Consider the following 23478-nt stretch of genomic DNA (forward strand, 5'->3'; position numbering starts at 1 on the left):
TGCAGCATTTTCAGCTCATTATGCCGTTTGGCAGTCTTATCTCCTATCGATGTTGCAGTTTGAGCAACAAATTACTGTTCGAAGCAGCGGGAAGAGTGATTTCCTGCATATTCTGCAACATTTTCTCGCGGGAATCAGCATATCGGGTCCCCTGTGAAAGAATAAACAAAAGGCTGTTTCAACCGTCGCATTTCGCGGACGTTTTGAAACAGCCTTTTTTAGGTTTGGCGCGCTTGTAAGCCCGCGACCAATACGGTCATTTGCTGAAGCGTTGGCTGATTGTGCCAATGCGCGTCATAGCGCGCCGCTTCATCCCAGCGCACAAATTCAGCGACCAGCTTCGCGGTTTCCGGCGGCAGGCCCGGCAGCGCCTCCGCTGCGAATTCGCGTGTGGTGCGGTGCAGCGGTTTCGCACCGCACCTGCTATACAGCTCGCGCCAGCAGGCATCCGCGAGCTGGAGGAAGTGCCCGCGGGCCGCGGTATGACGGCCCGCTTGAAGCGCGCTGCCATAGCGGCGCAGCGCGCTTCCGAACGCGAAGCGTTCGCTCTTGCGCCGCCGCGCGGCCGCCAGGGCGAGCCCGGCTGCGCCGACGGCGCTCGCGGCTAGCGCGGCCATGGCCCACGGCTTCGCCGCCATGGCGCCTTGCGCCGCTTGCGCGAGGGCATGCGCCCCGCGCTGCGCGGCATCGGCGGCATGCTGCGCCGCCGCCTGCAGCTGCGCTGCCAAGCGCCCCGCCAGCGCGCCGGCGGCGGTGCTTGCGGCTTCGCCGCCCGCCGCAGCCCCGGCTGCGCCATCGGCGCCTGCGGCAGCGCCTTGCTGCGCCCCATTGCCTGCTCCGGCAGGCAACAGGGCTTCGCCGGCGGCACCGCTGCCCGGTGCCGCAAAACCCGGCGTCGGCTCAAACGGCAGCCAGCCGACGCCCGGGAAAAACACCTCCACCCAAGCGTGCGCATCACTTGCACGCACGGTGTACAGTCCCGCTGCGCCGCCGGCTTTATTCTCGACAGCCTCGCCCGGCGCAAACCCCTTCACGTAACGCGCAGGAATCCCTTGCGTCCGCAGCATAACCGTCATCGCCGACGCAAAATGCACACAGTACCCTTGCTGCTGGCGGAACAAAAAATCATCGACAAAGTCGGTTCCCTCAGCCGGAACCGACGACTGCAGCGAGTACGCATAGCGGCTGCGCAAATACGCCGCAATGGCCTCCACTTGATCGTAGCGGCTCGCAGGATTCCCGGCATCCGCGACAATCTGCGAAGCCAGCTCCCCGACCCGCGCAGGCAGTTCCTTAGGCAGCTGCGTATATGCATCCTCTAGAGCTACCGTCTCAACAAAAGCGCGCCCGCCCGCCGATGCAACACTCGAACTCGTCATTGTCCCCGTACCTGTCTCCGTCCCTGCCCCTGTCCCTGTCCCTGTACCTGTCTCCGACTCTGCTTCCGTCCCATCCCCAACTCCACCAACCACCGGCTCCACGTTCGCCGACAGCTTCCTCAGCTCATCCAGTGCCAGCTCCGGCAGCTCCGCGGCCACCGTATAGCTGACCACCCGATCGTTTTCGTCAATCGGATAGAGCGCTCCTGTCGCCGAATCGCGCCTATAACCGGCCGTTTCGCCGTCCAGCATCCGGATAGCGGTAATCCTCGCCTCCGCACCGCCTGCCAGCAGCGGCCAGCCGGCTGTCGGATGCACGGCCGTTATCGTTTGCACCAACAGACGCGCGTCTTCCTCCGCTTCGTAGGTGGATACATTCAGCGTGAGCCAATCATGAACATTTTGCACCCAGCCTTTGCCGGTATAGTCGGATTTGCTTTCGGCGCGCAAGTAGGTCGCTTCTTTCGAAGCAACGGTGAATAAGACCGCATGGTTTTGCGTTAACGAACTCCCCAGCACCTGATCGTCGATCCCATAGCCGGTCATGCCCGAGTCACCGAATCCCGCAGCAGCCATCGCTTCCTCCGCAGTAGTAACTTGATCGTGACGCCCCGCTCCTCCATTCTGATGCTCAAGCAGCTTCTGCTGTCCCCAATCTACAGCTTCCGCAGCCCATGGGGCCGGCTCGTTCGGCGTTTGTCTGGCTAAGCTCCATACAGCTCCAATGCCTATTGCCAGTATGAGAACGACCATCCACGCCGACCCGTTCCACCAAGGGAGCGACCAGCCTGCCATCTGCTTGTTACCATCATCCCTCGTGCGGACGAACAGATTGAATCCGATTAATCTCTCCATACGAGGCACCGTGACCAGCGCACCGAGCAGCAGCCCTTCCGCCAGCGCACGCATCAGATTCGGAAACACCTGCAGACCAAGGAACCCATAAAGCATCAGCAAATACACGACCGTCAGCGCGGTAAGCCCCAGCCCCCACTGCCTAAGCCACACTAAGGACTGCAGTGCCAGCGCCATCATCCCAAGTCCGCTGACAAGCAGCATCGTTCGCATTTCTCCGCTCAGCACTATTTTTCCATGAAGCAATTGGCTCAGATCATGCGTAAACGCATGCACCAACCCCACCAGCGCATCCTGCACCGAAGGATACTGCCCCTGAAAGAGAATAAGGACCGTCCCAATCGTAATCACGCTATTGAGCACAATGGATAACCATGTCGGAGGGACAAACAGGCCGACAACGAGAAACAAACCGACAGTCGCGAGCAGCGGCTCCACCTGATACAGTTCCGTATATTCCTTCAGCTGTGCAAGCGGGAGAAGCCATTCCACGATCAGCCCAAACAGCAGCAAGCTCGTTACGAGCCGGCGCGATCCCATTTGAAAAAAATCCAGCCCCGTCCGCTCTCGCTGCCGCTTCGATAGCTGCGCACCACTGCCGCCGCTGTTAGCTGCTTGCTGTGCTGACATCCATGACGCCTCCTTCCCCGTTCGCAGTCATACTCAATTCCGCCATTACCGGCACTTGTTTCCGGTAGGACAGCGGTACAGGCAAAGCCTTCACGCTGCAGTCCGTGCCTTGAAGCCGTGCTCGCCAGTTCACTTCCGCCGGAGCCGCCTCGGTCTCTGCAAAAGATAACAGCAGTACCAGCTTCACGCCTCGCACACCTGCGAGTTTAGCGCCGTAGAACACATTTTCCGAGGCGCTTGATTCCCTCGCTACAGCACCGGCACCTTTCGTACCCGCAGTCAGACAAATCAGCGCCGAGCCGCGTGGCATTCCCGCCACTACATCAGAGAGACACTGCGACAGCGGCTTCCGAGGGGAAGTTTCCCACTGTAAGCGAGCAAGCTTCTCCTCCGCAGCTAACTGAGCACTTCTCTCTCCCGCGCGCACGACAAGCTCTAGTTCCTCCGTGGTTAGCAAAACAACGCTTTTGCCTTCCCTCACCGCCTGCCTCATCACAAGGACAGCACGCCCGACATGGGCATCGAAGAGCCTCGTGTCACCGCCATAGGCGGCTTTCGACGTATCCAGCAGCACGATGAGCTGGCCCGCCTCTTCCGCATTGCTGATTCGCGTCTGCATCCCAAGCCCCCTGGCCATCGCGCGCCAATCTACTCGCCTAGGCGAATCGCCGGGGATATAGCTTCGCACGTCCGGACCCGCTCCGCCTCGGCTTGCACGCGCAGCCGCCGTTATCATCTGGCCGCCGAGCGACGCGATAGGCTGACGTTCACTGCTCTTGGCACTTGGCCGGAAACCCGGCAAATCCGCAAAAGCTTCCCCAGCCGGCGCCATCGCATGAACAAGCAGACTGCCTGGACAGGCCACTTCAAATTTACGAACGGTCAAGCCCAGCATATCCCCAGCAGATACTTGCAGCGGGCTATAGTTGGACTCACCACGCCGCAAGCCGCGAACCGAATAATGAATATGGAATACACGCTTAAAACCAGGCAGAAAAGCACCCTGCACCTTCAGACTCTTCCCGGACTGCGCGGTAGCAGGAACGATGGCTTCGCTGATTCCCAGCCACATGAAAGGCACGGGTCTGCTAAGCCGAAGCGTTAGCTTGACCTGCATTTCTCCGCCGTCAACCAGCCTTTCGGCTTCCGCTATCGACCGCTCAACAGTAATTTTCCCTACCGCCATATACGGCAAAATAATGCAGCAAAACGCCACCGCCGCCGTAACCGTAGCAAGCAGCCACTCCACTGCGCCCCCTCGCGCATGCAGCGCCGCCATGCTGGCACCAAGCAGCAGAATCAACACTGCGCGCGCCACAAAGCGACTGCGCAGCCTCGACCCTTCGCCCCACACTTCAGGCGCCGCCTTCGCAAGCCCCGCCTCTCTTTGCCCCTGCCCCGCCAATCCTGCCTCTCCTCGTCCCTTCGAACTTTGCCCTTGCCCCGCAAGCCCGCTCCCTTGCCCTGTCTCCCCCGGCCCCGATTGCTCTGCCCGTTTCATCGCCGACGACCGCCATCGCCGGACGGAATCGGAATCGGCTGCGCAGACATAATAGCCCCAAGCACTGCGGCGGCTGTTTTCCCGCGCACCAGCGCTTCGTCGCGCACGAGCAGTCGATGCGCCAGCACATGCTCCGCCGTTTGCTTCAAATCATCCGGCACCACAAAACGCCGCCCTCCGATATACGCGGTTGCCTGAGCTGCTCGCACCCAGTCCAGCGTTGCCCGCGGACTTGCGCCAAGCAGCAGATCCTGCGAGGTCCGGGTCGCATTGACAATGTGAACCGCATAAGCCATCAGCGCCGGATGCACATGGACGGACAGTGCATCCCGCTGCATCCGCAGCCATTCCTCCGGTATGATGACCGGACGCAGTGATTCCGGATGCAGGCGCTGCGCTGTTTTTCCCTCCAGCATTGCAATCTCATCCTCCGCTGCCGGGTAGCCGATCGACAGCCGCATCATAAACCGGTCAAGCTGCGCTTCAGGCAGCGGATACGTGCCGTCGTCACGCAGCGGATTTTGCGTCGCGAGCAGCATAAAAGGCTGCGGCAGCAGTCTCGTCTCCCCATCTGCCGACACGCTCCGCTCTTCCATCGCTTCAAGCAGCGCGGACTGCGTACGCGGGGGCGTCCGGTTAATTTCGTCCGCAAGCACGACATTGGCCATCAGCGGCCCCTGCCGGAATACGAGCTCGCCTCGTTTGCCATCCCAAATCATCCCGCCTACCACATCGGCAGGCTGCATATCTGAAGTAAACTGAATGCGGCGGAACTCGCCTCCCATTACGCGTGCGATGGCCCGTACGAGCAGTGTTTTGCCGACTCCCGGTACATCCTCAAGCAGCACATGCCCACCTGCAAGCAATGCGCTGAACACCTGCGTGACAACTTCTTTCTTGCCAAGCAGCACGCTATTCACTCTAGCCATCATGAGCTGCAGCGATTGCTGCGCTGCCTCCGGCCATGCATCCTGCTGGATTTTACCCTCATGCTCCGCCACTCTGCTGCCATAAGACTGCTCCGACATTTGTTTGGGTATCATTTGAGCTTCATCTCCTACTCTTTCAACCTATGAATTCCTCTAGTTGATAGTTTCGCCAGACTGCGCTCTCTTTACACCTTCCTCTCAGACACGTTTCTATTTACATGAATCAGGGCAGGCTGTAGGATAATTTTTACAGACGTGACGCTTCCCGTAAGATGATGTAATGGAGGGTTTGCCATGGATCCCATAATGATTGATTTCCCCAATGAATTTACTACGGCGCGCTTGTTCATTCGCATGCCTTTGCCCGGAGACGGCAAGGCCGTTCTGGAAGCTGTGAATGCCTCGATTAACGAGCTAAAGCCATGGATGAAATGGGCACAAGAGGAGCATTCGGAGTATGACGCTGAACGAGGAATTCGCGAGGCTCATGTGAAGTTTTTGCAGCGGGAAAATCTTCGCCTGCATGTGTTCCTACGAGATTGTGGAACGTTCATCGCATCGGCTAGCTTGCATGGCTTGGACTGGGATGTGCGCAAGTTCGAAATCGGTTATTGGATCGATAGTCGCTACAGCGGGCAGGGTTATATGATCGAAGCTGTTGAGGGGATCTGCAGCTTTGCCTTCGAGCAGCTGCAAGCCCGTCGATTGGAGATACGCTGTGATACGCTCAACACCAGGAGCATGCTGATTCCGCAGCGCCTCGGCTTTGAGCTGGAAGGGATTATTCGCAACGAGGACCTCTCCGCCGATGGCAGCGAGTGGCGGGACACGTGTATATTTGCAAAGATCAGATAAACCAGTAAAAACTCAACCAGGCGATGCATTTACACGATATTACGTGCCGAACCGTAGCAGCCTTAGTCAGATTCATCCCTACCGATATGCTAACGAACCGTACGGGCCTTATTGGGCCGGATTTCTCCCCTTCGAAAAGCTAACGAACCATTCGGTTCGTCAGCTCCGACTAGTGGCTATGTGCCAACATCCCGACATACAACAAGGGGTTGTCCAGCAAGCCAATCGGCTTCCGGACAACCCCCTCCTGACAACCCTACCTCTACCTACAGCGCCTGCGCGGCTTCGAGCACCTCTTGCACATGCCCCTTCACGCGCAAATTGCGCCATTCCCGCACAAGCTTGCCTTTCTCATTGACGAGGAAGGTCGAGCGAACGAGTCCCATATACTCTCTGCCGTACAGCTTCTTCATCTGCCACACGCCATACAGCTCGCACACGCGATGCTCCGGGTCAGCCAGCAGCTCGTATGGCAGCTCGTATTTCTCCGCAAACCGTTCATGTGTCGCCACATCGTCGATGCTGATTCCAAGCACAACCGTATTACTATCGCCGAAGGCTGCATACGAATCCCGATAATCGCATGACTCCTGCGTACAAGCCGGCGTCAAATCCTTCGGATAGAAGAACAAGACAACCTTCTTGCCCGCAAATTGACTTAAGCTGACCTCACGGCCGCCTAAGGCAGGCAGCGTAAAGTCGGGTGCTTTTTTCCCTACAAATGCTTTTGCTTTAATCGCTCTGGCCATCGAACCTTCTCCCCCACTACTTAAGATCCCGCACCCCGGTAGCGCTTCACGCCATGATTCCAGATCGTCAGGCCAATCGCGAATGCGACAATTCCCACAACCGGCGTAAGGAGCGCAAGCGACGATAATCCTTCATGATCCTTCTCTAGGAAATAAGAAGCCGGGATGACGCCGACGAATGCAAAAGGCAGCAGCCACGTCAGCAGGAATCGAATGATTTTGTTATAAATGTTAACCGGATAACGGCCATAGTTCGAAATGTTGTACATCAGCGGCAGTATACCCGTTGGCGCATCCGAATAGAATGAGATGGCCGTCAGCGATGTGAATATTCCTGCGTAGATCATCACCGACCCGATTGTAAACACAGCAAGCATGAGAATATCGGTAAACGAAAACGCGAGCCCCAAATCTCCCCAGCCAAGCACCATAATTATAAGGCCGACAAGCGAACCGAACAAGGACGCCGGATCGAGATTCTCGAGCAGCACCTGATACAGATTATAGGCTGGCCGCGTCAGTATACGGTCCATTTCCCCTTTGACAATATACCGTTCGCTGAAGTTCCAGATGTTGAAGACGGCACCGAAGATGCCGGCAGGCACCATGAAATAACCATAGACGAAAATCACTTCCGCCTCCGACCAGCCTCCAAGCGAAGGCGTATGTTGAAACACAATCAGGATAAAGATCAAATTGACACCTTGGAACAACAGGTCAGATAAGAGCTCGATCCAGAAGTCCATCCGGTAGGTTAGCTTTGTTTTGGCATAGTTCTTGATATATTCCACTGCGAGCGACCAATAAAACATGTCCTCAACCTCCCTGCACGAACAATCGGGACCGCGCCTGACGCCACACCCATGCGATGGGAATGATCAAGACAACGAACCAGATCAATTGAATTCCGAATACTCGCAGCACATCATCGCCTGCCGTACGGCCGGTGAAGACGGAGCTTGGCAGGTAGGTGATCGCTTGGAAAGGCAGCCATTTCATCGTGACTGCAAGCCACCCCGGGAAGAAGGAAATCGGCACGATAACGCCGGAGAACAAGTCAACGACTACGCGCTTCATCCGCAGCATCCCCTCGTTATTCTCAACGAAGAAGGCAAACAAACCCACGAGCATATTGATTTGGGTATTGATTAAGAAACTGAACAGCAGCATGACCACATAGATGCCCCATACACCGGGATCCGTCGGCAGCTTCACGGGGAAGATGAGACAAACAATCGCAAGTCCCGGCCCCATGAACAGCAATAAGCGGAACAGCCCTTCACCAAAGCCCTGCATCAGCTTCACGAACAAATAGTTATAGGGTCGGATGAATTGAACCGCCACGCTGCCGTCACGGATTTCGTTTGCGATTTCACGATCAAGGTTATTGAAGTAGAAAGCCCTTGCCATCCAGGAAACCGCTACGTAGGTTGTCATTTGGGCCAGCGTGAAGCCGGCTAGCACCTTCTGTTCACCGAAGATCGCTTCCCACAAGAAATAGTAAGCGCCAATATTGATGGTGTAGATGACGATACCGCTGTAGTAATTAACGCGATAGGCCAGCATCATGAGAAACCGAATTCGGATGAGATCTAGATAGGCGCTGTTCATGATTGCGGCTCCTTCTCCCTATCCGAGGCAGCAGCAACCGGCACTTTGCCAGCCTCGTTGACGGCTTCAGCCGTTACCGAGCTTTGGCTCAGCTTCTCCGTCGCTTCCGTGGAAGCGGAGCCGGATTGATAAATCTCACGAACGATATCGTCCGTGTTCGTTTCCGTGATCTTAATATCGCGGATATCCGCCCTACTGCCAACTACGCGGGAAAGGGCATCCGACACATTGACTTCATGCGGCAGCCACATGGTTGCTGTCAGCTCGTTGTCGATCGTCCAGTGTACGCCTTCCAAACCTTCCGTCAGCTGCTTCAGCACATCATGCGGCGGCAGCTCGCCGAATTGGAATTGCAGCTCGCGCCCTTTGCTCCATCTCGACTTCAGCTCATCCAAGCTGCCGTCATAAATAATCCGGCCATCGTCAAGCATAATAACGCGTGAGCACAAGGCTTCAATATCTTGCAGGTCGTGAGTGGTAAGCAGAATGGTCGTGCCGTGCTCGCGGTTGATTTTTTTGAGAAACTCCCGAATTTCCGTTTTCACGACAATATCCAGTCCGATCGTAGGCTCATCGAGGAACACAATGGATGGGTTGTGCAGCAGCGAAGCAACAAGCTCACAGCGCATTCGTTGACCGAGGCTCAGCTTCCGTACAGGTCGGTTCAGCAGTTCGCCAAGGTGCAGCCGCTCCACGAGTTCATCAAGCCGCGCGCGGAATTCCGCTTCCGGTACACGGTACACTTTGCGAAGCAGCTGGAACGACTCGATGACGCCGATATCCCACCAGAGCTGACTGCGCTGACCGAAAACAACGCCGATTTCTCGCACAAACTTCTCCCGTTCCTTGTATGGAACGTAGCCGTTTACTTGCAGATGGCCGGATGTCGGCACAAGAATGCCTGTCAGCATCTTGATCGTCGTTGATTTGCCCGCCCCGTTCTCACCTATGTAACCGCAAATCTCCCCTTGGGGAATTTGAAAGGTGATGTCTTTGACAGCCGTTATATCGTTGTACTCCCGTTTAAACAGATCCTTCAGCGCACCGCCGAGCCCTTCACGGTTCTTCTGAACCTGGAACTGTTTTCGCAAATCCCTTACATCTATTGCCAGCATAGGATGCTAAGCTCCTCTCTTCTTCACCTTCGACATTTCCTGGGAAATATCTGGCTTTTTCGATTCTATCAGATAAAACTTGCTTCTCTACGACAAACCATTTTATAATTTTATGATATGTAATGCTATAGTGAATTTATCGGCACCGGACAATCAACCCTAAATTATAGCTATTCACTAGGACTCATTACCCCTGCTCCGCGTCGGCCTCGGATTCTCCATCCGTACACGGACCTATTACAAGGAGGAACAGATCTTTAATGTCACGCTCCCAGAAAAATAAGAAGAAGAAGCCCTGGAAATGGGCACTGTTTGGCGGACTGGTCGCAGTAGCTTTGGTGGTCGGATATTTCGTTTATCAAGGTGTCGGCGTCTACAACGGACTCGATGGCTTCAGCAAGCCTAAGGAAGAGTCCCGCTTCGGTCAATTTGAAGAGGTTGCCGAGGAGAAGCCTCCCGAATGGGAAGGCACTGAACGCGTCAACATTCTCATTATGGGCGGCGACAACCGCGGCTTGAAAAAAAGCGAAACTGCACGTTCCGACTCCATGATGGTCGTTTCGGTCGATCCGGTGACGAAGAAAGCGCATCTGTTCTCCGTGCTGCGTGATACGTATGTGGACATTGAAGGTCATGAAGATGGCCGGATTAATACGGCACTGGCGCTTGGCGGTCCTAACTTAGCTATGAAGACCATCGGCGGCTTGCTTGGTCTGGATATTCAATATTATGTGTATACGGACTTCGAAGGATTCAAATCTCTGATCGATGCGATCGGCGGCATTCAGAACTTCGAGGTTGAGAAGAATATGAACTACGTCGATAATGCCGACGGCAACCGGTATGACATTCATCTGAAGAAAGGCATTCAGGATCTGGATGGTACGACAGCGTTGCAATATGTTCGTTTCCGTCACGATGCCATGAGTGATTTCACTCGTACAGAACGTCAACGCAAGCTGCTGAACGCGGTTGCGGATAAGATGAAGAACGGTTGGAACCTGCTCAAGATGAAGAAGATCGTGGACAGCATTCAGCCTTATGTAGAATCCAACATTGAAGTTTCCGACATGATCAAGCTCGCACAGCTTGGCGTTCAAACTCACATTGCGGGTCAAGCCCAAGTGCCTCCTATGGAGCTCATCGGCGACAAGAAAGTCGGCGGCGCGTCCGTGCTGTCCGTACGTGATGATAGCGAGCTGCTTCAGTTCGTACAAGACGAGCTGACGAAGGATACAGCGGCAACTCCGCCGGCAGTTGCGGGCAGCGGTAACGCGACCGAAAGCAATGGAACAAACGGCAGCTCGAACGGAAATACGGCAAACGGAAGCAAATAATGCTTTATGCAGGGAGGGTGAATGGACCGGTGGCGGTCTGTTCACCTTCTCTTTGGTTGTACTACTGCAGATTCTGGGGTTACAATAAGATATTGTGTAGGTGGTACAAGCAGTATCCTTATCAGATATCGTTCACGTACTCGTAAACCATTTAGGAGGTTTCACCATGTCCATTCAACGACCGCGCTCGGAACAGCTTTATGCCGAAGCGCTTGAGCATATTGTCGGCGGCGTCAACAGTCCATCCCGCTCGTTTAAAGCGGTAGGCGGCGGTGCGCCTGTCTTCATGAAACGCGCGCAAGGCGCGCATTTCTGGGATGTCGACGACAATCGTTATATCGATTATTTGTGTGCCTACGGTCCGATTATTACCGGTCATGCACATCCGCATATCACGGAGGCAATCACTACTGCGGCCACTAACGGCACGCTCTACGGAACGCCGACAGAGCTGGAGATCCGACTGGCTCGCATGCTGAAGGATGCCATCCCTTCCATGGATAAAGTGAGATTCGTCAACTCCGGTACAGAGGCCGTTATGACGACCATCCGCGTCGCACGTGCTTACACCAAACGGAGCAAAATCATCAAATTCGCCGGCTGCTATCATGGCCATTCTGACCTGGTGCTCGTAGCAGCGGGCTCCGGTCCTTCGACGCTCGGTATTCCAGACAGCGCCGGTGTACCGACAAGCATTGCCAGCGAAGTCATCACGGTGCCGTTCAATGATCTTGACGGACTACGCGTCGCGCTGGATACTTTCGGTAATGAGGTCGCAGCCGTTATGGTCGAGCCGATTGTCGGCAACTTCGGCATGGTGATGCCGAAGCCGGGTTTCCTTGAGGGGTTGTGCCAGATGACCCGTGATGCCGGTGCGCTTGTCATCTATGACGAAGTCATCAGCGCCTTCCGCTTCCACTACGGCAGTGCGCAAACCTACAGCGCATTCCCTGATCATGCAGCTATTGAGCCTGACCTCACGGCGCTTGGCAAAATCATCGGCGGCGGCCTGCCGATCGGCGCCTACGGCGGCCGCAAGCATGTAATGGAGCAGGTCGCTCCGCTTGGACCTGCTTATCAGGCGGGTACGATGGCCGGCAATCCCGCGTCCATCTCCGCCGGGATCGCCTGCTTGGAAGTACTGCAGCAGCCCGGCGCCTATGAGCGCATGGATGCGCAGGCAGCTGAGCTTGCCGCTGCGCTGCAAGTGTCGGCCGAGAAGCATGGCATCGCGCTTACGATAAACCGTATTCGCGGCTCGTTCTCCGCTCATTTTTGCGATCATCCCGTTACGAATTACGATGAAGCGCAGGATACGGACGGCGAGAAGTTCGCTGAATTCTTCCGCCTCATGCTCGATCAAGGCATCTGCCTCGCACCGTCCAAGTATGAAGCGTGGTTCCTGACTACCGCCCATACGAGCGAAGATATTGCAGCGACGATCGCTGCGGCTGAGCATGCTTTTGCCGCGATGGCGAAGTAAATGAATAAGGCTGAATAGGAGTGGGACTCCTGTTCAGCCTTATTTTTGTAGTAGTGGTGATTTAGTTACCCGCAAATTCTAACGAACCGTACGGGCCTTATTTGGTCAATGAGCAGTGTTTTGAAATTCTAACGAACCCCACAGGCGCTATTCGGCCAACACTCGAGTATTTCAGCGAATATTGACTCAATAAGGCCCCTGTGGTTCGTGGAACCTTTTTCTCTCAAATAAGGCCTCCACGGTTCGTTAGAATAGCGAAGGTTGGCTTTCAGTTGCTGGCGCGGGGCAGCCATGACCCCACTACTCCATCAGCGCAATCACGCCGGCTATGAGAAACGGAATCGCGAACAACGTCGCGATCACCAGCCACCCCATCGGCCTCCCGAAATTCAATGTCCAACCAACGCCATATTTCTTAGGCACAAATATGGACGGATCCTGTGGATTATAATAAATACCGCCTGCCATCCAGCGCCCCTCTTCACCCAGATCACCTTCCACGTGCTGCGTTAGTCGCAACCTCCGGATATACATGATCAGAAAAGCCAAGCCGCCAATAATGAGTACAAACAAAGCTATGGTGCCAATGAGAAGAAGCGGCCTCGACCAGCCGTACAATGTAGTTGCTTGTACATAACTGAAATACAAGACGAGCAAGAGCGATAACCCATATAGAAAAACGCTGTTCGCATACCGAAAGTGAAAGCTTTTCTCATTCGTCATCCCTGTCCCTGCTTGCTGCGTGGCATGCTTAACAACGTAGTCAGCCCCCATCATGATGGCGAGTAGAAACAGCTGCACGATGTTAAACATGAACACCGGACCGAAACCCTTCGCAGCGTAGCGATCGGGTTGAAAAGTAATATTGTAGTGCACAGCGAGCTTATTGGGAATCTGATCCCACAGCAATACTGCGGATATGGCCGATACCGCAATTAGTGCCAGTTGCAGCAAATACCAGCCGGGCGCAACCGACTGTTTGTGATTCGTCTTCATTCCAGTGAATCTCCCATCCTCGTCAAATCACTTCGATAAATGTTCAGGCAAGCTTTGCTGAATTCAGCTTCTGTCATCCCTCTGGCCCGACCTTCCGCCGCCAATGCGCGCAGCTGCTTCGAAAGCCGATCCTTGTAGCCGTCCGTTACGCGCGGCATTTCGCCAAGTGCAGGGATGAGTACGCCTAATTTGCCATCATAACGCTCTTGCAGAAACCCTTCCGATAACAGCGTATGATAGGCTTTATGAACAATCGTTGATTTTATCCTCAGATCCGAAGCAAGCCGCCTTGCCGAAGGCAAGGTTTTGCCAGGCTTCAGTGCTCCGGAGGCAATGCCCGCTATGATTTGATGCGCAATTTGCTCCTGAAGCGGCACGTCTCCGTGCACATCGAGCTCGATAAACATCCTGCCCGCCTCCCCTCATGAAAGCTTCTTACGCTATCATATGCAAAAGAACGCCTCTTCTCCCGTCATACTTGACGGTTGCAGAGACGTTCTCTTCACTTAGATGCCTGATTCCGCTTGCTGGAGCGCTTGCACAAACTCGTCATGAATATGTCCGTTCGAAGCGGCCACATGGCGTACGCCTAAATCATATGGACTGCCTTTTACATCGGTTACCCGTCCGCCGGATTCTGTAATCAGCAGCGTGCCTGCCGCTAGATCCCATGAATTCAGACCGTATTCCCAGAAGCCGCTAAGCCGTCCGGATGCAACATAAGCCATATGCAGCGCAGCCGATCCGCCGGAACGAATATTACGAACTTGCGGTACCAGCGCTTGAAGCCCCTTCATATTGAGTGGAAGCGCATACTCTTGATCCGCCGGGAAGCCTGTCGCGATTAAGCTCTCACGCAGTGTGTCCTCCGCAGAAACACCCATACGGCGACCGCGCACATAAGCGCCTTTGCCCTTCTCGGCTACGAACAATTCGTCTCGTATCGGATCATACACCACGCCGACGATAATTTCTCCCTTATGCGCAAGCGCAATCGATACCGAGAAGAACGGGAAGCTATGTACGAAGTTCGTCGTCCCGTCCAGTGGATCTACGATCCATAGATACTCAGCATCTCTAACACTTTGCAGTGCCTTGGTCGATGCTTCCGGTCCCGGCTGTACGCCTTCCTCACCCAGAAAAGAATGCTGAGGGAAATGCGTCATAATTAGATTGCGAATCATTGCCTCCGCGCCTTTGTCCACTTCCGTGACTAAGTCTTGCGCGGAATATTTAAGCGAAAGGCTTGTATGGTTACCAAGCTTCGTCTTTATCCATTCTCCGGCTTTCGCTGCACAATTAATCGCAACAGCGGTAAAGCTCTTCCCTCCGATAACCTGTTCACTCATGGTTAAACCACGCTACTTTCCTATGAGTTCATAAATGTTTATGTACAATACGTTTTACGCTTGGCAAAGTTTCGCTCGGATACAACACTATACATCTTACCTATTTTACTCCAATTGGTATCCTAAATGCCAGCAGAGCCATTGCAAAAAACCTCGTACTGCAAATATTAGCAGTAAGGGGTTTTTATTGGACTTTAAATTATTGTACCATTTCTATCAGCTTCGCTGTGAGGATATACCTCTGTGGAGCAGGACCTATAAATTGGAAAGGATAGCAGGTTATCAGCGTGAGGATACGGTCTTGTGACTGTACTATTGCATTTCGTTCATTCTCATCTACAACTCGGCTACTGGCCATTTCATAAATGAATGTCCCATCTATTGTTGTGACCTCAATTTTATCTCCAAATTTTAAGCGACCTAATCTACGAAAAACCGTATCTCGGTGTCCCGCCAGCACACTATTCCCTACCGATCCGAGGCTGCTGCTGCCAATGAGATGTCCAACTCCTCTAGCGAGTTGGATGGAACCCGTGCCCTCAATTATGGCAAATCTCTTTTTAAACTTTGGGAAATATAGCTCACCTAAAATATCTCCTGACGTTCCGGATGGCGTACGATTCAGCGAACTTGCATCAGTTTGTGGAATAGATGAGCTGGCATATTGTTCTGAATCAACAAATCCGGTCGGAATGACAAGTTCTGCTGACTTAGAAGGCTGGGTGATTTTCAATTTTAGTTGATTCCACTCTTCTAGTGCCAGATTCTCTTGAATAGGAGCAGCAAATATATGATAGACCGCATACAGAAGTACGCTAATGGATAACAGGAGAATGGCCCTCGCGACAGTTATCGTTAGCTTTCTTTTCACCATCCGAGCTACTTCACTTCCGGCTTCGATTTCAGTTTCTTCAATAGAGTTGCAGAGACAAGGATCAATAACGAGCTTGCGATAGCTAGGTTGTACCAATTATTTGCTGTGCTTGGTAGTAACCCTTGAAGTGGTAACCTCATGCTTGGCAATTGTTGCTCATCTTTGGTAGTTATCAGTGCCCCAGAAGTACCGGGGGGCGGTAATGAATCCGATTCTGGAATCTGTTCAGTATTCGGCGAGTTTCCTTGTTGTGCATTAGTTTGAGGATCATCAAGTATTATGTCTGAAGATGTTTGCATCGGTTCCGATTCTGCTTTCGGACCTGGAGTCGTCGGTGTATTCGGGCCTTGAGACGTTGTTGGTTCATCCTCTAAAGCAGTGAAATCAAATGCTATTGTGACTTGCTTCCCCTGAAACTCATTCCCGGCTTCTGGTGGAAATATTACACTAAAATCCATAGTGTCTTCGGCGTTGATTGCTAGCTTACCGATTTTGATTTGGTTTATAAGCTGGCTCAATTTCCCGTTGTATACCACATTTTCATCTTCACTTATTTTTATTTCAAGAAGATCGTAAAAATTTCTGTCACCGGATACAAAGATTGAATTTATGAGGTACGAAAATTCTTCATCCCCAGCATTTTTTATTTTTAGTTTCGATGTAATTTGATCTCCAGGCTTTAAATTAGTCATACTTAAAAAGCTTACCTGATTCGTATCTATTTTTAGTTTTAATGTCTCTGCGTTGACTTGCCCTGCACTCCAGAACACGCTTACTAAGAAAATTAATACATATCCTAGAACAAATAGTGCTCGAAGTCTTTTCCAAAACTCCATCACTACCCACCTCCTCTTCTTTTGTCATTTTCCTTGGATAAAGGAGAGTTCTAGTTCTCTAATCAGAACTCTCTGTCGTTCGTCATTAGGGCATGCGGAAAACCATATTCTGTATACGCCTAATTTAAAAAACGGACGCCTGCGAAACTCACAGGTGCCCGTTTTTAATAAAGGGGAATTCAACATACTACTCTTTTAGGAAGGATTAATGATCTGCCCTGCTCTTTGTAGCACATTAAAGGTAATTTTGTATTTAAGCGATTGACCTTGGTAAATATTTTGATCGCCTTCATTTTTAAATTTATACATTAGTTTAATAATTTGTGTCCCGCCAGCTGTCTTAATGCTGCTCATCAAAGCAGTTACGTCTTGGTTGACGTAGGCAAGATCAGCCAAAGTTCCAACAAGTACCGGACTGTTTTCATTGGTAGTTATGTCATATAATTCTATTTGACTAGCAAGTGCTGGGTTATCGACAATTGTAGTCGCTAGTACTTGGGATAAATCTATGCTGCCTGCGTTCTTCAAAGTAATTGTTCTTTTCATAGTGTCACCAGGAGCAATATTATTAAACGAGATTTCTTCAAAATCTACTGGATTTCCGCTCGAGAGTAGTTTTAAATCAACTGTTCCCGAATTGAGTACTGTATTGGCCCGCACTGCATCGCTAAAGTAAGCAAACGTTCCTCCACCAATTAAAGACAATCCAAGTGCTGCTGTTGCCAATCCCAATCCCAATTTAACTTTAATACTCATTCTTATTTCCTCCCCAGGTATCCTCTTTCGAGGTGATTAATATTATTGCATCCTTACTTTGCGTAAGGAGAACAACCACCATTAACTACTTGTTTCTGGATTAGATCTGGCTTGTTCTGATTTTTTCTTCTCCAACTCGGAGATCGCTTTCCAAGAAACCAGGATTGAATAAAGCAGGAGAAGTGCGCCGGGTACAACCATTAGGAGCAAGCTACCCATTTTCGAATTCGCGAAACTCATTCCATATCCGATGTACGGTACGGTAAAACCACTATACTCACCTTCGATCTTTGAGGATGGAACAGGTATCGAATCTGCAATACTGTTATTATCGCCCTTGGTTGTATACAGCTTCTGCCCTGCATTATCCACAACAGATGCGATTCTATGCGTTACGACATGATCTTCCTTATCCTTGAACGTGATGACATCGCCTTTCACAAATCGATTCATATCACCACCGGGCTTAATGGCAATAATGGAACCTGTATGAATACCTGGCTCCATGGAGCCGGATAATACAATCTTGATTTCATAACCGTAAAATGTCGGCTCACCGCCTGAAGCCTTGGAAATAACAACCGATGTGGCCACAACAAGGAATAAAATAAGGAGCACTGTCGTAAAGGTATTGCTGATAAAACGTCTTAACTTCATTCTGATCCACCACCTGATTCATCTGAATTTTGAGGCTCTGATACAGATTTTTTCGACTGACTCTGATCTTCCGGAGAATCTATTGGATTCATATCGTCTGGACTATCTTGCTGCATTTGATCTTGATCCTGGTCCTGTTTTGGAACTTGATCCTGCCCTTGATCTGGAACTTGAACTTGGTCTGAATTCGGATCCACCTGTTCACCAGTTTTATCTTCTGACTTCTCCGTAACCGGATCTGCCAATTTACTGATCTCTTCAGCCAAATTCCTGGCAACAATTTCATCATCAATCTGATTAAGCTGCGCAACCAATTTTGTTTTAAGCTCCATATAGGCCGATGCACCATTGCTATATTCTGTTTGTAGTGTGTTATACATATCAACAAATTCCGAATTGTGAGGATCTATCCAAGCATTGTCTGCGTATGACAGTGCCGGTACCTCCCCAGTTCTTATAGCTTGAAGCTCTTCATAAACATGTAACGCCTGTTCTTGGAGAGCGCTAGAATCCATAACGCTTTGATTTATTGCTTCATGGAAACGTTCAAGCGCCGTTTCAGCTTTAACAGTTAAGCAATTAGAAGCAACCGATTCCAAATATCCGGATAGCTGTACTATGACAGCCTCACCATCACTTAGCTCGCTTTGCACGTTTGTCCAAGCCTGTTCATTTGCAACCGCAAGTTCTTGAATGGATTGGAGCGCTGATGAAATAGTATTAATCTGCGAATTCAATGATTGCTGTAGTTCTTCCAATTGCTCATCCGTTGCCCCGGAAATATCAACCTCTGCCGGCACTTCAACTGGTGGAGAAGTATAAGGAACCAGACTGGCATAAGCAGCTTTGCTTTGGTTTATATCAACTGCGAAACTATCAAGCAGCTCTTGAATAACACTTGGAAACACCGGACAGGATGTAATTTGAGTGGTAACCTCAGCTGTCGATGTAAATAGGCCATAAGTGACTCCCACACGGTTGGATGTCATCACGAACAACAAACAACTGACAATGAGGATATTCAGTGAAATCAAGAGCCTTCTCTGTCGACGAACTCTACGTGCTTGTTTGGTTTTCTCGGATCTCGGTAGCAAGGACTCCCTCCTCGTCCTGTGTTCGTTCTTTATTGAGAACGTTTCATGTCTCAACTATATCCTATTATCTTCCATTATGAAAAGGTTGAATTAGCCCGTATTGTTCTTGTTTGAGAACAATATCCTCTCATAAGCCTATAATTCCTTCATTTTACTCACTAAGGATCTTTTTTTCTCCATATTACGTTCTTTATAGTGAACAACGATTCTTTTAACATCTTTCACCGACAACACAAAAAACCGATCCCAAGGACCGGTTTCACATTTTCATGGCAGATTACTTTACAATTCAATCTATTGACCTTAAGATATCAGTAGACGTGAAAGGAATTTGTAAGAATTTGTATCTTAACTCTACAAACATAAAAGGATGCATGCTCATGTTCGAGGAAATTGGAAAGAGAATTCAGCAGCTTCGGATCAGTAAAGAAATGTCTATCTCGGAGCTCGCCGAACGAGCCGATGTAGCCAAGTCCTATATCAGCAGCGTAGAACGCGGCTTACAATCCAATCCATCCATTCAGTTTCTTGAGAAAGTAGCTACTGCGCTCGACGTATCCATCCATGCCATTCTATATGGAGACAATGCCGAGCTGGCTCAGCAATTAGACCCAGACTGGCAACTGCTCCTTAAAGAAGCCATGGCTTCAGGGATCAGCAAGAGCCAATTCAAAGAGTTTCTAGAGTTTCAGAAGTGGAAGAAAAATAACGAGAGCAACTAATTAGCCTGCTTTTGGGTATCGTTCAACCTTTTGCAGCGTTCAATAAACTGCTTCACTTCTTCAACGGTCACGCCGAGAGCTTTGGCTTGCAGCAATAATTCTACCCATTCCATTTCTTTGGCTTCCTCTTTTGCAGGATATAACATAACCAATTGAACCCTCCAGCATGTCATTTGTTTTAACGACGACAAGAAACCTTAGGTCTAATTACCCAACTCCAGAACTTTCTTCTAACAACATGATACAAGTTGTATACAAAAAAGGCTGTCGAATGGTGCTTTTTGCGATAAAAATTTATCTTCTCCTATAAAACCGCATTTTCACTACTTATTCACCGAGTACACAAAACTTAGCATGTCGAAAAAACTCGACTAACAGGGATTAAATGTTAATTATTCCCTCTGATTCCACACTAAGTTTAAAATTCGTTTGAAAACTCTTAGTATCGAAACCCACAAAAAAAAGACGACCCCGGCTTAGAAGCCACAAACTCGACTTCTCACCGATAATCGCCCCTCTATTCATCCTGCTGACTTAACCCCGACAAACAGATAGCTTTCATGTATTCGGTTCTGCCAAAAACATGTTCAATCCTCTATAGAAACAAAAACACCTCGTAATGCCACCAAAGGGCAACACGAGGCATTGACGTTTTATTCAAATCAGCCATTTGCCTGTGTCTTAGAATCGATCCTACTATTGCATTTCTCCATACACTGCTTCACTTTCTCAATGGTCTCACCTTGAACTTGGGCTTGAAGCAATATGACGATCCAATCCATTTCTCTAGCTTCATCTTTTGCAGCGTATAACATAACCGTTCGACCCTCCAGCATGTCATTTATATTCACTACGGCAAGGAAGGTAGGTCTAATTACCCAATGTCCAAACCTTCTTCCTATCACAATAATACAAATTTCACACAAAAAAGGCTGTCGAACGATGTTTTGCGCAAAAATATTTTATAATGCCCTATAAAACCTCATATTTACCGCATTTCCATGGGAAAAACGTGACTTTCTATGTCGGTAAAGCGCGAAAATCAGGAATAATATGTTAATAATTACCTCCTATCCCACACTTAGTTATCACTCCCTGAAATACATTTTGTATCGCAATCCACACAAAAAAGACGACCCTGGAGTAGAAGCCTACTTGCTCGGCTTCACTCAAGAATCGCCTATATCCTCACGAGCCTACGTTATACTCCGACAATATTGTATCCATTATCCACATAAATGATCTCGCCTGTAATCCCGCGCGACAGATGACTGAGCAGGAACATCGCCGTATCGCCGACTTCCGCAGCTTCGGTCGTTTTGCGAAGCGGGGATTTCTCTTCCACTTGGCGCAGGATCGAGTTGAAATCCTTGATGCCTTTGGCAGCCAGTGTCCGGATCGGACCCGCCGACACAGCATTAACGCGAATATTATGCGGTCCCAGATCTGCAGCGAGATAGCGAACCGAAGCTTCCAAAGCCGCCTTCGCCACGCCCATGACATTGTAATTGCGAAGCGCACGCTCGGCACCGAGGTACGTCATCGTCATGATGCTGCCGCCTTCTGTCATCAGCGGATAGACGCGCTGCGCAACAGCTGCAAGCGAGTAAGCGCTAATATCGTGCGCCAGAGCGAAGCCGGCACGCGAAGTGTCGACGAACATGCCGTCAAGCTCTTCTGTCTTCGCAAATGCGATACTGTGAACAAGTCCGTGCAGCACGCCGAACGATTCTTTCAACTGAACCGCAAGCGACTCGATTTCTTCATCCACCGTGACATTGCACTGGAGGAATAAGGAGCCCGGAATCGTCTCCGCCAGCTTGCGTACCCGTTCCTCTACGCGCTCATTCTCGTATGTAAAAGCTAGGCGAGCCCCCTGTGCAGCAAGCGACTGGGCAATCGCCCAGGCAATACTGCGGTCATTCGCCACACCCATAACAAGCACATTTTTCCCTGCTAATAATCCATTCATCGTTTCACAATCCTCTCGAGAATATTTGTGAGCCCATGATGATTGACCAGGGTGTGATTGCACCTTAGGAATCCCCAGAAATGATAGCGCTTCCTTAACCAAAAATAACCTAAGGGACTGAAAAGATCAAGCTTTTCCTGTCCCTTAGGTTATCTCAATACTTCCTCCGTTGATGACGCGAATGCCGGCCCCTTCAGCTTCCAGCTGGCGCATATCTGCCATGAGCTGCAGCAATGCCGCATCCTTCTGCTTGGCTTCAATCATGACGTCCAGCTGATCGACCGAGCCCGCCGTTTCCCGCAGAAACCGCAGCAACGGACCTACGTCGACATTGTCGGCATGGCCGCGCGGATCGCGCTCGCTCTTCGGGCTGGATACATGCAGCTTCGGCGGCAGTGCCAAAGGCTGTCCGTCCGGCCCCGTCCATGTCCGCAGAATGCGCGGCCATAGCTCGCCGTACAGCGTACTGTCCGTTTCGCCTCCGTCATTAACCGCATGATGATGGATATCCAGCACCATCGGCGTCCCAACCGCTTCGGCTGCGCCGAGCGTTTCGCGCAAAGTGAACGTCTTATCGTCATTCTCAAGTGTGATCCGATTGCGAATTCGGTTATCCAACTGACCGAACTGCTGCACGAACCGCTCAGCAGACGCAGGCTTGTCCCCATACGCACCGCCGACATGGATGTTGCACTTGGCTGACTCATCAAGCCCCATATGCTCCAGCATCCGGACATGGTACTCCAGATCCTCCTTGGACTTCGCCAGCACCTCTGGCCTTGGCGTACTGAATACGCAGAAGTGGTCAGGATGAAACGAAAGCCGCATCCCCTTCTCCTTCGCATACTGCCCAATCTCGGCAAAAGCTTGCTCCAGCGGCGGATACGGATCCCAATCCTTCAGCGCATCATGGGTAGCAAGCGGAATAATCTTGGAGGTCATCCGATAAACAAACACGTCATGACCCACGCAGTGCTTCATTAAGCGAAGCGTGGTGCGGAGATTATCCTCCGCAATCCGCTCCAGTCTGCGAAGTGCAGCCTCACGATCATCCAGCTTGGAAAATGTCGCATACGTCATCGTCCTCGAGGGCGAAGCATTCTCCAGTAATACGCTCATGGCAACGAAGCCGAAGCGAACGATCATGCCTGATCCCCGAAGAACATTTCATAAGCCAGCGCCGTCTGCACGCGCGCTTCTTCCTCCGTCAGCTTACGAACAAGGTCCATTTCCACTTCGGTTACTTCCTCGCCTTGAAAATTAATTTCTGCAATAGAAACGCGGATTTTCACGATTGCAATCGCCTCGTTCTCCGGCGTGTAAGCAATCACCTTCTGACCGGTAGGGTATACCCGGAAGCCGCTCTTTACCATTTTGCCGCGGCCGTATTCCAGCAGCTCGTACAGCTCTTGCTTGGATTTAAATTTGCATACAGAGTTAAACTCGGTTTGGAATCCCATGAACAAACCTCCAGTAATCGTTAGTATAGGTATGTAAACTTTGCCAAAAACCTTAATGCTGCGCATCCCCTCTCGGACACAGCATGTCCGACAATTTGCCGTCTAGTTGGAACGTGCGCGGAGGAAATGTTGCACAATATGCAACACTTTTGCGCATTTAGCTAACTAGGAGAGGAATTGTTGCATCAATTGCAACATTTTTTCTGAGAAATGCACTTCTAGCCTCAAATGTCCGCAACATGTTGCACTTTATGCAACATTTACCCTTTATCAGCTAAAAACGAGCTAAAATGTTGCACAATATGCAACATTACCGCC

At 51.0% G+C, this 23478-nt stretch carries 23 protein-coding genes; 4 read left to right on the forward strand and 19 right to left on the reverse strand.

The genetic code is table 11. The features are described from left to right. Nucleotides 1–218: 218 nt before the first annotated feature. The 3 genes from AC0YNS_RS19065 to AC0YNS_RS19075 are packed head-to-tail and all read right to left on the reverse strand — an operon-like array spanning nucleotide 219 to nucleotide 5408. Nucleotides 219–2864, reverse strand: a complete 2646-nt coding sequence (locus AC0YNS_RS19065) for a transglutaminase-like domain-containing protein (protein ID WP_475782567.1) — start codon at nucleotides 2862–2864, stop codon at nucleotides 219–221. Continuing rightward, a complete protein-coding gene (locus AC0YNS_RS19070) occupies nucleotides 2842–4365 on the reverse strand; it encodes a DUF58 domain-containing protein (RefSeq protein WP_475782568.1) in 1524 nt (507 codons plus the stop codon). The genes AC0YNS_RS19065 and AC0YNS_RS19070 overlap by 23 nt, the downstream gene beginning before the upstream one ends. Then, entirely contained in the window at nucleotides 4362–5408 is a 1047-nt protein-coding gene (locus AC0YNS_RS19075; protein ID WP_475782569.1) for an AAA family ATPase, read from the reverse strand. The genes AC0YNS_RS19070 and AC0YNS_RS19075 overlap by 4 nt, the downstream gene beginning before the upstream one ends. 180 nt (nucleotides 5409–5588) lie before the next feature. On the opposite strand from AC0YNS_RS19075, the gene AC0YNS_RS19080 reads away from it, so the two are divergent. Beyond that, complete coding sequence (locus AC0YNS_RS19080) at nucleotides 5589–6149, forward strand: GNAT family N-acetyltransferase (RefSeq protein WP_475782570.1); 561 nt, start codon at nucleotides 5589–5591, stop codon at nucleotides 6147–6149. Nucleotides 6150–6415: 266 nt separating this feature from the next. Here AC0YNS_RS19080 and bcp read toward each other — a convergent pair whose 3' ends face one another. Genes bcp through AC0YNS_RS19100 form a run of 4 tightly spaced genes read right to left on the reverse strand, consistent with a single transcriptional unit; the run spans nucleotide 6416 to nucleotide 9624 of the window. Further along, nucleotides 6416–6898 (reverse strand): thioredoxin-dependent thiol peroxidase, encoded by a 483-nt coding sequence (gene bcp, locus AC0YNS_RS19085; RefSeq protein WP_475782571.1) that lies wholly within the window; start codon nucleotides 6896–6898, stop codon nucleotides 6416–6418. Nucleotides 6899–6918: 20 nt separating this feature from the next. Next, on the reverse strand, nucleotides 6919–7710 hold the full coding sequence (locus tag AC0YNS_RS19090; protein ID WP_475782572.1) for an ABC transporter permease: 792 nt from the start codon (nucleotides 7708–7710) through the stop codon (nucleotides 6919–6921). Between the two features lie 4 nt (nucleotides 7711–7714). Beyond that, nucleotides 7715–8509, reverse strand: a complete 795-nt coding sequence (locus tag AC0YNS_RS19095; RefSeq protein WP_091224106.1) for an ABC transporter permease — start codon at nucleotides 8507–8509, stop codon at nucleotides 7715–7717. Beyond that, on the reverse strand, nucleotides 8506–9624 hold the full coding sequence (locus AC0YNS_RS19100) for an ABC transporter ATP-binding protein (RefSeq protein ID WP_475782573.1): 1119 nt from the start codon (nucleotides 9622–9624) through the stop codon (nucleotides 8506–8508). The genes AC0YNS_RS19095 and AC0YNS_RS19100 overlap by 4 nt, the downstream gene beginning before the upstream one ends. A gap of 260 nt (nucleotides 9625–9884) precedes the next feature. On the opposite strand from AC0YNS_RS19100, the gene AC0YNS_RS19105 reads away from it, so the two are divergent. Together AC0YNS_RS19105 and AC0YNS_RS19110 are read left to right on the forward strand one after the other, a co-directional pair. Next, nucleotides 9885–10961 (forward strand): LCP family protein, encoded by a 1077-nt coding sequence (locus AC0YNS_RS19105; protein WP_475782574.1) that lies wholly within the window; start codon nucleotides 9885–9887, stop codon nucleotides 10959–10961. A gap of 166 nt (nucleotides 10962–11127) precedes the next feature. Beyond that, nucleotides 11128–12444 (forward strand): glutamate-1-semialdehyde 2,1-aminomutase, encoded by a 1317-nt coding sequence (locus AC0YNS_RS19110; RefSeq protein WP_475782575.1) that lies wholly within the window; start codon nucleotides 11128–11130, stop codon nucleotides 12442–12444. Between the two features lie 300 nt (nucleotides 12445–12744). Here AC0YNS_RS19110 and AC0YNS_RS19115 read toward each other — a convergent pair whose 3' ends face one another. From AC0YNS_RS19115 to AC0YNS_RS19150, 8 genes are all read right to left on the reverse strand, one after another. Then, nucleotides 12745–13440 carry a DUF5808 domain-containing protein gene (locus AC0YNS_RS19115; RefSeq protein WP_475782576.1) on the reverse strand — a complete coding sequence of 232 codons (696 nt, stop codon included), beginning with the start codon at nucleotides 13438–13440 and terminating at the stop codon, nucleotides 12745–12747. Beyond that, nucleotides 13437–13847: a GntR family transcriptional regulator gene (locus tag AC0YNS_RS19120; RefSeq protein ID WP_475782577.1), complete on the reverse strand. Its 411-nt coding sequence runs from the start codon at nucleotides 13845–13847 to the stop codon at nucleotides 13437–13439. Before AC0YNS_RS19120 ends, AC0YNS_RS19115 begins: the two co-directional genes overlap by 4 nt. Nucleotides 13848–13946: 99 nt before the next feature. After that, nucleotides 13947–14789, reverse strand: a complete 843-nt coding sequence (locus tag AC0YNS_RS19125; protein ID WP_475782578.1) for an inositol monophosphatase family protein — start codon at nucleotides 14787–14789, stop codon at nucleotides 13947–13949. Between the two features lie 199 nt (nucleotides 14790–14988). Beyond that, nucleotides 14989–15663: a sortase gene (locus AC0YNS_RS19130; RefSeq protein WP_475782579.1), complete on the reverse strand. Its 675-nt coding sequence runs from the start codon at nucleotides 15661–15663 to the stop codon at nucleotides 14989–14991. A gap of 5 nt (nucleotides 15664–15668) precedes the next feature. Continuing rightward, nucleotides 15669–16499 carry a hypothetical protein gene (locus AC0YNS_RS19135; RefSeq protein ID WP_475782580.1) on the reverse strand — a complete coding sequence of 277 codons (831 nt, stop codon included), beginning with the start codon at nucleotides 16497–16499 and terminating at the stop codon, nucleotides 15669–15671. A 195-nt stretch (nucleotides 16500–16694) separates the two neighbouring features. Beyond that, complete coding sequence (locus AC0YNS_RS19140) at nucleotides 16695–17255, reverse strand: TasA family protein (RefSeq protein ID WP_475782581.1); 561 nt, start codon at nucleotides 17253–17255, stop codon at nucleotides 16695–16697. A gap of 81 nt (nucleotides 17256–17336) precedes the next feature. Continuing rightward, on the reverse strand, nucleotides 17337–17912 hold the full coding sequence (gene sipW, locus AC0YNS_RS19145) for a signal peptidase I SipW (protein WP_475782582.1): 576 nt from the start codon (nucleotides 17910–17912) through the stop codon (nucleotides 17337–17339). Further along, nucleotides 17909–19006, reverse strand: coding sequence for a hypothetical protein (locus AC0YNS_RS19150; protein ID WP_475782583.1), 1098 nt, complete (start codon nucleotides 19004–19006; stop codon nucleotides 17909–17911). The genes sipW and AC0YNS_RS19150 overlap by 4 nt, the downstream gene beginning before the upstream one ends. Before the next feature lie 380 nt (nucleotides 19007–19386). Here AC0YNS_RS19150 and AC0YNS_RS19155 point away from each other — a divergent pair, with 380 nt between their 5' ends. Then, a complete protein-coding gene (locus tag AC0YNS_RS19155) occupies nucleotides 19387–19728 on the forward strand; it encodes a helix-turn-helix domain-containing protein (RefSeq protein ID WP_475782584.1) in 342 nt (113 codons plus the stop codon). On the opposite strand, the gene AC0YNS_RS19160 is transcribed toward AC0YNS_RS19155, so the two are convergent. The 4 genes from AC0YNS_RS19160 to AC0YNS_RS19175 form a co-directional block, all read right to left on the reverse strand. Beyond that, entirely contained in the window at nucleotides 19725–19874 is a 150-nt protein-coding gene (locus tag AC0YNS_RS19160) for an anti-repressor SinI family protein (protein WP_475782585.1), read from the reverse strand. The genes AC0YNS_RS19155 and AC0YNS_RS19160 overlap by 4 nt on opposite strands. A gap of 1055 nt (nucleotides 19875–20929) precedes the next feature. Continuing rightward, nucleotides 20930–21700: an enoyl-ACP reductase FabI gene (gene fabI, locus AC0YNS_RS19165; protein ID WP_090978824.1), complete on the reverse strand. Its 771-nt coding sequence runs from the start codon at nucleotides 21698–21700 to the stop codon at nucleotides 20930–20932. Nucleotides 21701–21844: 144 nt separating this feature from the next. Next, nucleotides 21845–22846 carry a UV DNA damage repair endonuclease UvsE gene (gene uvsE / locus AC0YNS_RS19170; protein ID WP_475782586.1) on the reverse strand — a complete coding sequence of 334 codons (1002 nt, stop codon included), beginning with the start codon at nucleotides 22844–22846 and terminating at the stop codon, nucleotides 21845–21847. After that, complete coding sequence (locus AC0YNS_RS19175) at nucleotides 22843–23160, reverse strand: hypothetical protein (RefSeq protein WP_475782587.1); 318 nt, start codon at nucleotides 23158–23160, stop codon at nucleotides 22843–22845. Before AC0YNS_RS19175 ends, uvsE begins: the two co-directional genes overlap by 4 nt. Between the last annotated feature and the right edge of the window lie 318 nt (nucleotides 23161–23478).

This window comes from Paenibacillus sp. J22FR21 (assembly GCF_056269135.1).

Coding starts and splice junctions, on each gene's coding strand:
- AC0YNS_RS19175 (WP_475782587.1), bottom strand. CDS start 23,160: ATGGGATTCCAAACCGAGTTTAACTCTGTATGCAAATTTAAATCCAAG.
- AC0YNS_RS19140 (WP_475782581.1), bottom strand. CDS start 17,255: ATGAGTATTAAAGTTAAATTGGGATTGGGATTGGCAACAGCAGCACTT.
- AC0YNS_RS19070 (WP_475782568.1), bottom strand. CDS start 4,365: ATGAAACGGGCAGAGCAATCGGGGCCGGGGGAGACAGGGCAAGGGAGC.
- AC0YNS_RS19125 (WP_475782578.1), bottom strand. CDS start 14,789: ATGAGTGAACAGGTTATCGGAGGGAAGAGCTTTACCGCTGTTGCGATT.
- AC0YNS_RS19090 (WP_475782572.1), bottom strand. CDS start 7,710: ATGTTTTATTGGTCGCTCGCAGTGGAATATATCAAGAACTATGCCAAA.
- AC0YNS_RS19115 (WP_475782576.1), bottom strand. CDS start 13,440: ATGAAGACGAATCACAAACAGTCGGTTGCGCCCGGCTGGTATTTGCTG.
- fabI (WP_090978824.1), bottom strand. CDS start 21,700: ATGAATGGATTATTAGCAGGGAAAAATGTGCTTGTTATGGGTGTGGCG.
- AC0YNS_RS19160 (WP_475782585.1), bottom strand. CDS start 19,874: ATGTTATATCCTGCAAAAGAGGAAGCCAAAGAAATGGAATGGGTAGAA.
- AC0YNS_RS19110 (WP_475782575.1), top strand. CDS start 11,128: ATGTCCATTCAACGACCGCGCTCGGAACAGCTTTATGCCGAAGCGCTT.
- AC0YNS_RS19065 (WP_475782567.1), bottom strand. CDS start 2,864: ATGTCAGCACAGCAAGCAGCTAACAGCGGCGGCAGTGGTGCGCAGCTA.
- sipW (WP_475782582.1), bottom strand. CDS start 17,912: ATGAAGTTAAGACGTTTTATCAGCAATACCTTTACGACAGTGCTCCTT.
- AC0YNS_RS19135 (WP_475782580.1), bottom strand. CDS start 16,499: ATGGAGTTTTGGAAAAGACTTCGAGCACTATTTGTTCTAGGATATGTA.
- AC0YNS_RS19075 (WP_475782569.1), bottom strand. CDS start 5,408: ATGATACCCAAACAAATGTCGGAGCAGTCTTATGGCAGCAGAGTGGCG.
- AC0YNS_RS19100 (WP_475782573.1), bottom strand. CDS start 9,624: ATGCTGGCAATAGATGTAAGGGATTTGCGAAAACAGTTCCAGGTTCAG.
- bcp (WP_475782571.1), bottom strand. CDS start 6,898: ATGGCCAGAGCGATTAAAGCAAAAGCATTTGTAGGGAAAAAAGCACCC.
- AC0YNS_RS19080 (WP_475782570.1), top strand. CDS start 5,589: ATGGATCCCATAATGATTGATTTCCCCAATGAATTTACTACGGCGCGC.
- AC0YNS_RS19105 (WP_475782574.1), top strand. CDS start 9,885: ATGTCACGCTCCCAGAAAAATAAGAAGAAGAAGCCCTGGAAATGGGCA.
- uvsE (WP_475782586.1), bottom strand. CDS start 22,846: ATGATCGTTCGCTTCGGCTTCGTTGCCATGAGCGTATTACTGGAGAAT.
- AC0YNS_RS19095 (WP_091224106.1), bottom strand. CDS start 8,509: ATGAACAGCGCCTATCTAGATCTCATCCGAATTCGGTTTCTCATGATG.
- AC0YNS_RS19130 (WP_475782579.1), bottom strand. CDS start 15,663: ATGGTGAAAAGAAAGCTAACGATAACTGTCGCGAGGGCCATTCTCCTG.
- AC0YNS_RS19120 (WP_475782577.1), bottom strand. CDS start 13,847: ATGTTTATCGAGCTCGATGTGCACGGAGACGTGCCGCTTCAGGAGCAA.
- AC0YNS_RS19155 (WP_475782584.1), top strand. CDS start 19,387: ATGTTCGAGGAAATTGGAAAGAGAATTCAGCAGCTTCGGATCAGTAAA.